Below are 6,170 nucleotides of genomic sequence, written 5' to 3'. Positions count from 1 at the left end.
ATCATGGGCGGGCGCAGCCCCTCGGTGGTGATCAGCGGGGTCGGCTCGGCGGTCGCGCTGGCCGCCGCGGTGCAGACGCCGGGGGTCAGCCGCTTCTTCGGCTGTACCCCGCTCGGCCCGGTCGGCTGGGGCATCGCCCTGGGCAGTGCCACCGCCGCGACCACCGTCGGGGCTCTCGCGGGGTGAGCCGACCGTGGTCGGTCACGTCCGGGTGTCCCGTTCCCGGGGACGGTCCGCGGTGGGGGCGAGACGGTCGACGGCGTCGTCCATGTGGGCCTGCAACAGGGTGAGCATCCGGTCCTCGTCGCCGGAGCGCAGCGCCTCGATGAGCCGGTTGTGTTCGGCGATGCGCTCGTCCGTGCCCGGATGCTCCCGGGTGTAGGTGTCCTGCAGGGCCGACAGGCACATCCGTGTCTCGATCAGCAGCGTGCGGGCCATCCGCACCAGTCGTCTGCTGCCGGAGGCCTCGATCAGGGCCTCGTGGAAGGCGAGGTCCGACTCGGACAACGCCGTCGGGTCGTCCTGCGCGTCGGCCTCCGCCATCGCCCGCACGGCGTCCGCCAGCGTGTCCGCGACCTGCTGCCGGTGCCCGGAACGCAGGACGCGGATCGCCGCGGCCCGTTCGATCGCCGAGCGTGCCCAGTACACGTCGTAGACGTCGTCCGGTTCGAGGTCGATGACGAACAGCCCGCGGTGCGGCTCGCTGCGCAGCAGTCCCTCGGACAGCAGCCGCTGCATCGCCTCCCGCAGCGGCCCCCGGGACACCTCGAACCGGGCGGCCAAATCGCTCTCGCCGAGCTGGGAGCCCGGGGGAAGGGCGCCCGTCTCGATCGCGTCACGGAGTCGGCGCGCGATGATCGACGCCGTGGATTCCCGGTTCACGGGTTCGATGTCGGCCAGCATGCTCACGTGTCCCTCGTGCTGAAGAGTCTGCCCAGGCCCGGTGCCTGCGGCCGGTGGCCGGACAGGCGCAGCCCCTCCCACACGGTCACCTGGTTGGCGGTGAGAACGGGCTTGTCCAACCGCTGTTCGACGGTCTCGATCAACGCCAGTGTGCGCATGGCCGTGTCCGGCACCAGCAGCGCGTCGGCGTCGGGACGGTCGCGGGCCACGATCAGGTCAACGACGGCGTCCGGGGAGAGTTTCCCGACCTCGGCGGCCGTGTCGATACCGGCACCGGAGATCTCCAAAACCTCGACGCCGCCCGCGCCGAGGAAGTCGGAGAACAACCACGCCACCTCGTCCGGGTAACTCGCGGCCACGGTGACCCGGCGCAGGCCGAGCGCCCGCGCCGCGTGGACGAACGCGAACGAGGTGCTGGACGCGGGCAGCCCGCCCGCGGCCTCGGACAGGCCCTCGACCTGGACGGCGGCGCCGTCCCAGCCGCGGACGAAGCTGCCGCTCGTGCACGCCCACACCACGGCGGCCGGCGCGTGCGGGGTCAGCAGGGCCGCCCCCTCGGCCAACCGCGCGGGGGCGCCGAGGTCGAGCAGCTCGTCCACCGCGTGCAGGTCGGTGCCGTAGATGTGGGCCACGGGCAGGCGGGTGCCGTCGGCGAGCACGCGTTCGGCGAGCGGGTAGTCGTCCTCGGCGGCGTGGTCCGGGTACACGAAGCCGACCGTGGTGGGCCGGGTGGGGGACACGGACAACGGGACACCTCCTCCTCGTTCGTCGGTGGACGGGGCCGGGTCGGCCGGGTCAGGGCACCTCGCGGAGCCACCCGCCGGGGCCGACGATCGGCAGGTCCATCCGCCGCAGGCATGCCCACATGGTGAGCTGGTTCGCGGTCAGCACCGGCTTGCCGAGGGCGGTCTCCAACGGCTCGATGACGTCGTAGGTGGGCAGGTTCGTGCAGCTCACGAAGATCGCTTCGGCGCCCTCGTGATCCGCGGCGAGGATCCGTTCCGCGATGGTGCGGTAGTTGACCTTCCAGATCCCCCCGCCGAGCCCGAGGTGGTCACTCGCCATGGTCTTGACCCCGAGCTCGTCCAGGAAGTCGTGCAGCCTGCCGGTCAGGTCGGCGTCGTACGGGGTCAGCACGGCCAGCTTGCCCAGGTTCAGCAGGCGCAGCACCTCCGCGAGGGCCCCGGACGTCGTCACCGCCGCGGGGGCACCCGCCTCCCGGATGACCGCGCACAGGTCCCGCTCGGCGGGCACACCGTTGACGAAGCTGCCCGAGCTGCACAGGTAGGCCACCACCTCCGGCTCCACGTGCAGCACGTCCCGCGTGGCCGCCGCGAGGTGGGCCGCGTTGCTGACCAGGTGGGCCATCTCCATGCTGACCGGCACGGGCTCGTACGGGGTCCGGGCCAGATGCAGCGAGACCTCCATCGGCACCCAGCGCCACAGCTCCCGTTCGAGGGCGAGGTCGAACGGCGCGATCACCCCGACGCCGCGCTGCGCCAGCGGGCCGTCGAACACCGGAAAGTCCAGAGCGGCGAAATCCAAGGCTCGCACCTCCGACGGCAGTTCTGCAGGAGAAGGCCTCCGGGGTGGCTCCTCGGATTGTTGACAATCATACGGCGTACACATACCGTGTCAACGGTGACTGGCAGTCAACCGCCGGTGCTCGCCGTACTCTGCGGTGAGAAGCGCCCCCCGGATATGGAAGCCATCGAACGGGCGGCGTCGGTCCGTTACACCGACGCCGACGGTCTCGCCGACGCCCTGCGCGGGGCCGATGCCCTGTTCGTCTACGACTTCGTTTCCACCGCCGTGCCCGGTTCCTGGCACGCGGCCGACCGTCTGCGGTGGCTGCACATCGCCAGCGCCGGGGTCGACCCGGTCATGTTCGACGGTCTGCGGGACAGCGACGTCGTCCTGACCAACTCGCGGGGGGTGTTCGACGGGCCGATCGCCGAGTACGTCCTCGGGGTCGTGCTCGCCTTCGCCAAGGATTTCGCCGGGTCACTGCGGTTGCAGGACCAGCATAGGTGGCAGCACCGCGAGACGGAACGGGTGGCGGGCAGGCCGGTGCTGGTCGTGGGCACCGGGCCGATCGGCCGGGCCACCGCCCGGTTACTCCGTGCCGCGGGGCTGCGGGTGACCGGGGCGGGCAGGCGGGCGCGCGAGGACGACCCGGACTTCGGCACCGTCGTGCCCACCGACGCGTTGACCGAACACCTGCCCGGGTACGACTTCGTGGTGGCGGTGGCGCCGTTGACCGCGGCGACCCGGCACCTGTTCGACGCGCGCACGCTGGGCGCCATGCGGCCCGGTGCGCGGTTCGTCAATGTGGGGCGGGGCGAACTCGTCGTCACCGACGACCTGGTCGAGGTCCTGCGATCGGGTCATCTCGGCGGCGCCGCGCTCGACGTGTTCGAGACCGAGCCGCTGCCCTCGGACAGTCCTCTCTGGACGTTGGAGAACGTGGTCCTCACCCCGCACATGTCCGGCGACATCGTGGGTTGGCGCAACGCGCTGGTCGAGGTCTTCGCCGACAACTTCGCACGATGGGTGGACGGGCTACCGCTGCGCAACGTCGTGGACAAGCGGCTCGGCTATGTACCCTCACCCGTGACGTGACCGGCGTGCCGTGCGGTCCGCCGCGGGCGTGACACGAGGAGAGTTATGCCGACGCCACCCCTGCTCACCGCGAGCGAACTCGTGGCGGCGTTCTCGTCGGGCGAGCTGTCGCCGGTCGAGGCGACCCGCACCGCGCTGGCCACGATCGCCGAGCGCGACGTCGAGCACGGGGCGTTCACGCTGGTCGACCCCGAGTCGGCACTGGAGCAGGCACGCGCCTCCGAGGAACGCTGGCGCGAAGGCAATCCGATCGGGTGGCTCGACGGGGTCCCGGCGTCGCTCAAGGACATGTTCCTCACCGAGGGCTGGCCGACGCTGCGGGGATCGCTGTGCCTCGACCGCGACCAGCCGTGGCGGGAGGACAGCCCGGTTACCGCGCGGATGCGCGAGCACGGGCTCGTCCTGCTGGGCAAGACGACCACACCGGAGCTGGCGTGGAAGGCGGTCACCGACAGCCCGCTCGACGGGATCACCCGCAACCCCTGGAATCCCGCGCTGACGCCGGGCGGGTCCAGCGGCGGGAGCGCGGTGGCGGTCGCCACCGGGATGGGGGACCTCTCGGTGGGTACCGACGGGGGCGGGTCGGTGCGCATCCCGGCGTCGTTCTGCGGGATCGTCGGTTTCAAGCCGACGGGTGGGCGCATTCCGCTGTACCCGGCCAGCCCGTTCGGGCCGCTGTCGCACGCCGGGCCGATGGCGCGGTCGGTGGACGACGTGGCCCTGCTGCTCGACGTCCTGGCGATCACGGATCCCCGGGACCCCGCCGCGTTGCCCCCGGTGCCCGGTACCTTCCGCGAGGCCGTACGCCGTGACGTGCGCGGCCTGCGGGCGGCCCACTCCCCGACGCTGGGATACGTCGACGTGGACCCGGAGATCGCCCGGCTGGTCGCCTCCGTGGTCGCGCTGCTGGACGGGGCCGGCCTGACCGTGGAGGAGACGGACCCCGGCTTCGGCGACCCCGCGGAGGCGTTCGGTGTGCTGTGGTCCACCGGCGCGGCGAAGTGGCTCGACTCGTTCCCCGACGGTGCGGCGGAACGCGTGGACCCGGGTCTGCGGGCGGTGTGGGAACAGGGACACACCTACTCGGCGGGCGACTACCTCGACGCGAGCGCGGCCGGGGCGAGCCTGGGAATCCACATGGGGGAGTTCCACACCCGGCACGACGTGCTGATCACCCCGACCCTGCCGATTCCCCCGTTCGAGGCGGGCCACGACGTGCCCCCGGACAGCGGCTACGAGAACTGGCCGCAGTGGACGCCGTTCTCCTACCCGTTCAACCTGACCCGGCAACCCGCGATCACCGTCCCGGCCGGTTTCACCTCGGCCGGCCTGCCGGTGGGCCTGCAGATCGTCGGCCCCCGCCACTCCGACGACCTGGTCCTCGCGGTCGCCAAACTGGTCGAGGAAATCAACCCCTGGCCCACCGACCGCCCCGCAACCCCCGCGAGTTGACCCCCGCGACCCACGAGTCGCCACTCCAGCACCGCGAGTTGACCCCCGGGAACCGTGAGTCGGCAGTCTAAAACCGTGAGTTGACGCCGGGGAACCGCGAGTAGGCAAGTTCAGGACGGCGCGAGCCGGCCGCGGCCGGCGGACGCGCCCGGTGGCCGGAGGTAGTAATGCGCGCCGCGGATCCGGTCGGCGCCGGAGCGTCGACTCACCCGCACCGGGCGGCAACTCGCGGGCCTGGAGTGGCAACTCGCGGGCCTAGAGTGGCAACTCGCGGGCCTGGAGTGGCGACTCGCGGGTGTGGGGTGGCGACTCGCGGGGGTGGAGGGGGTCAGACCACGGCGCATTCGAGGTCGACCAGGGCGTCCTCCAGGTGGCCGAGCAGACGCTGCAGGTGCGGCACACTGCGGCGGCACCCGGTGATCCCGAAGTCCAGGGTGCTCTCGCTGCTGGTGAGCGTGATGTTCAGCGCCTGGCCGTCGAGCAGCACCGACGCGGGGTAGATACCGTCGAGCCGCGCGCCGTTGAAGTACTGCCGCCCCCGGGGGCCGGGCACGTTCGAGATCACCAGGTTGAACGGGGGACGGGTGTGGTCGACCCATCCCGGCAGCGGTGTGGCCGCGACCGGAGCGACGTTGAACGCGGACAGGGCCAGCGCCTGCAGGGGGCTCAGGTCGCCGAACAACCGTTTGCCGTCGCTCATCGACGCCGACACCGTCGCGAGCCGTGCGCCCGGATCCGGCAGGTGGGTGCCGAGGTCGCAGAGGATGGCCCCGATCCGGTTGCCGGTGGTCTCGGCGCGTTCGGTGCGGTCCCGCAGGGACACCGGCACCATCGCCACCAGCGGACGGTCCGGCAGTGCCCGGTGCTCGCTCAGGTAGGCGCGCAGCGCGCCCGAACACATGGCGAGGACGACGTCGTTCGTGGAGACCCCCGCGGCGGCGGCCACATGGGCGATCCGCGCCTGCTCCCACGACTCCGCGGCGAACCTCCGTGCCCCGCCGACCGGGACGTTCAGCATCGTCCTCGGCGCCTGTAACGGGAGCCGGAGCCGGTGTTCGCGGAACGCCTCGGTGGCCACCCGGGTCGCGGTCGGTGCGAGGCCGCCGAGTTGACCGGCGAGGTCCCGTCCCGCCCGCAGCAGCTCCCGGGGCGTCCGTGGGGCCGCGCCGCGTCCGGCCCCGCCGGTCGGGGGC

At 72.3% G+C, this 6,170-nt stretch carries 7 protein-coding genes; 3 read left to right on the top strand and 4 right to left on the bottom strand.

Going from position 1 to position 6,170, the window contains the following annotated elements; all coding sequences use genetic code 11:
• A partial coding sequence (locus SACPADRAFT_RS0205870; RefSeq protein WP_028662251.1) for a cation transporting ATPase C-terminal domain-containing protein occupies window positions 1-186 on the top strand: 186 nt, incomplete at its 5' end.
• A gap of 15 nt (window positions 187-201) precedes the next feature.
• On the opposite strand, the gene SACPADRAFT_RS0205865 is transcribed toward SACPADRAFT_RS0205870, so the two are convergent.
• The 3 genes from SACPADRAFT_RS0205865 to SACPADRAFT_RS0205855 are packed head-to-tail and all read right to left on the bottom strand — an operon-like array spanning window position 202 to window position 2,448.
• Window positions 202-903, bottom strand: coding sequence for a GntR family transcriptional regulator (locus SACPADRAFT_RS0205865; protein WP_007026048.1), 702 nt, complete (start codon window positions 901-903; stop codon window positions 202-204).
• A gap of 2 nt (window positions 904-905) precedes the next feature.
• Window positions 906-1,649 (bottom strand): maleate cis-trans isomerase family protein, encoded by a 744-nt coding sequence (locus SACPADRAFT_RS0205860; RefSeq protein ID WP_007026047.1) that lies wholly within the window; start codon window positions 1,647-1,649, stop codon window positions 906-908.
• A gap of 49 nt (window positions 1,650-1,698) precedes the next feature.
• Complete coding sequence (locus SACPADRAFT_RS0205855) at window positions 1,699-2,448, bottom strand: maleate cis-trans isomerase family protein (RefSeq protein ID WP_007026046.1); 750 nt, start codon at window positions 2,446-2,448, stop codon at window positions 1,699-1,701.
• A gap of 156 nt (window positions 2,449-2,604) precedes the next feature.
• Between SACPADRAFT_RS0205855 and SACPADRAFT_RS0205850 the strand changes: the two genes are divergently transcribed.
• Both SACPADRAFT_RS0205850 and SACPADRAFT_RS0205845 read left to right on the top strand, forming a co-directional pair.
• Window positions 2,605-3,525, top strand: coding sequence for a D-2-hydroxyacid dehydrogenase (locus SACPADRAFT_RS0205850; RefSeq protein WP_007026045.1), 921 nt, complete (start codon window positions 2,605-2,607; stop codon window positions 3,523-3,525).
• A gap of 45 nt (window positions 3,526-3,570) precedes the next feature.
• A complete protein-coding gene (locus SACPADRAFT_RS0205845; RefSeq protein ID WP_007026044.1) occupies window positions 3,571-4,977 on the top strand; it encodes an amidase in 1,407 nt (468 codons plus the stop codon).
• 328 nt (window positions 4,978-5,305) lie between these two features.
• Here the strand turns inward: SACPADRAFT_RS0205845 and SACPADRAFT_RS25790 are convergent.
• Window positions 5,306-6,170: WS/DGAT domain-containing protein (locus SACPADRAFT_RS25790; protein WP_007026043.1), on the bottom strand; the 865-nt coding region annotated here is incomplete at its 5' end.

The organism is Saccharomonospora iraqiensis subsp. paurometabolica YIM 90007 (assembly GCF_000231035.2).
Classification (GTDB): Bacteria; Actinomycetota; Actinomycetes; order Mycobacteriales; family Pseudonocardiaceae; genus Saccharomonospora; species Saccharomonospora paurometabolica.
This window is presented reverse-complemented; position numbering and strand designations above follow the sequence as displayed.

Bases quoted from the DNA above. Each gene is read 5' to 3' on its own strand.
- SACPADRAFT_RS0205865 (WP_007026048.1), bottom strand. From the start codon at position 903: ATGCTGGCCGACATCGAACCCGTGAACCGGGAATCCACGGCGTCGATC.
- SACPADRAFT_RS0205850 (WP_007026045.1), top strand. From the start codon at position 2,605: ATGGAAGCCATCGAACGGGCGGCGTCGGTCCGTTACACCGACGCCGAC.
- SACPADRAFT_RS0205845 (WP_007026044.1), top strand. From the start codon at position 3,571: ATGCCGACGCCACCCCTGCTCACCGCGAGCGAACTCGTGGCGGCGTTC.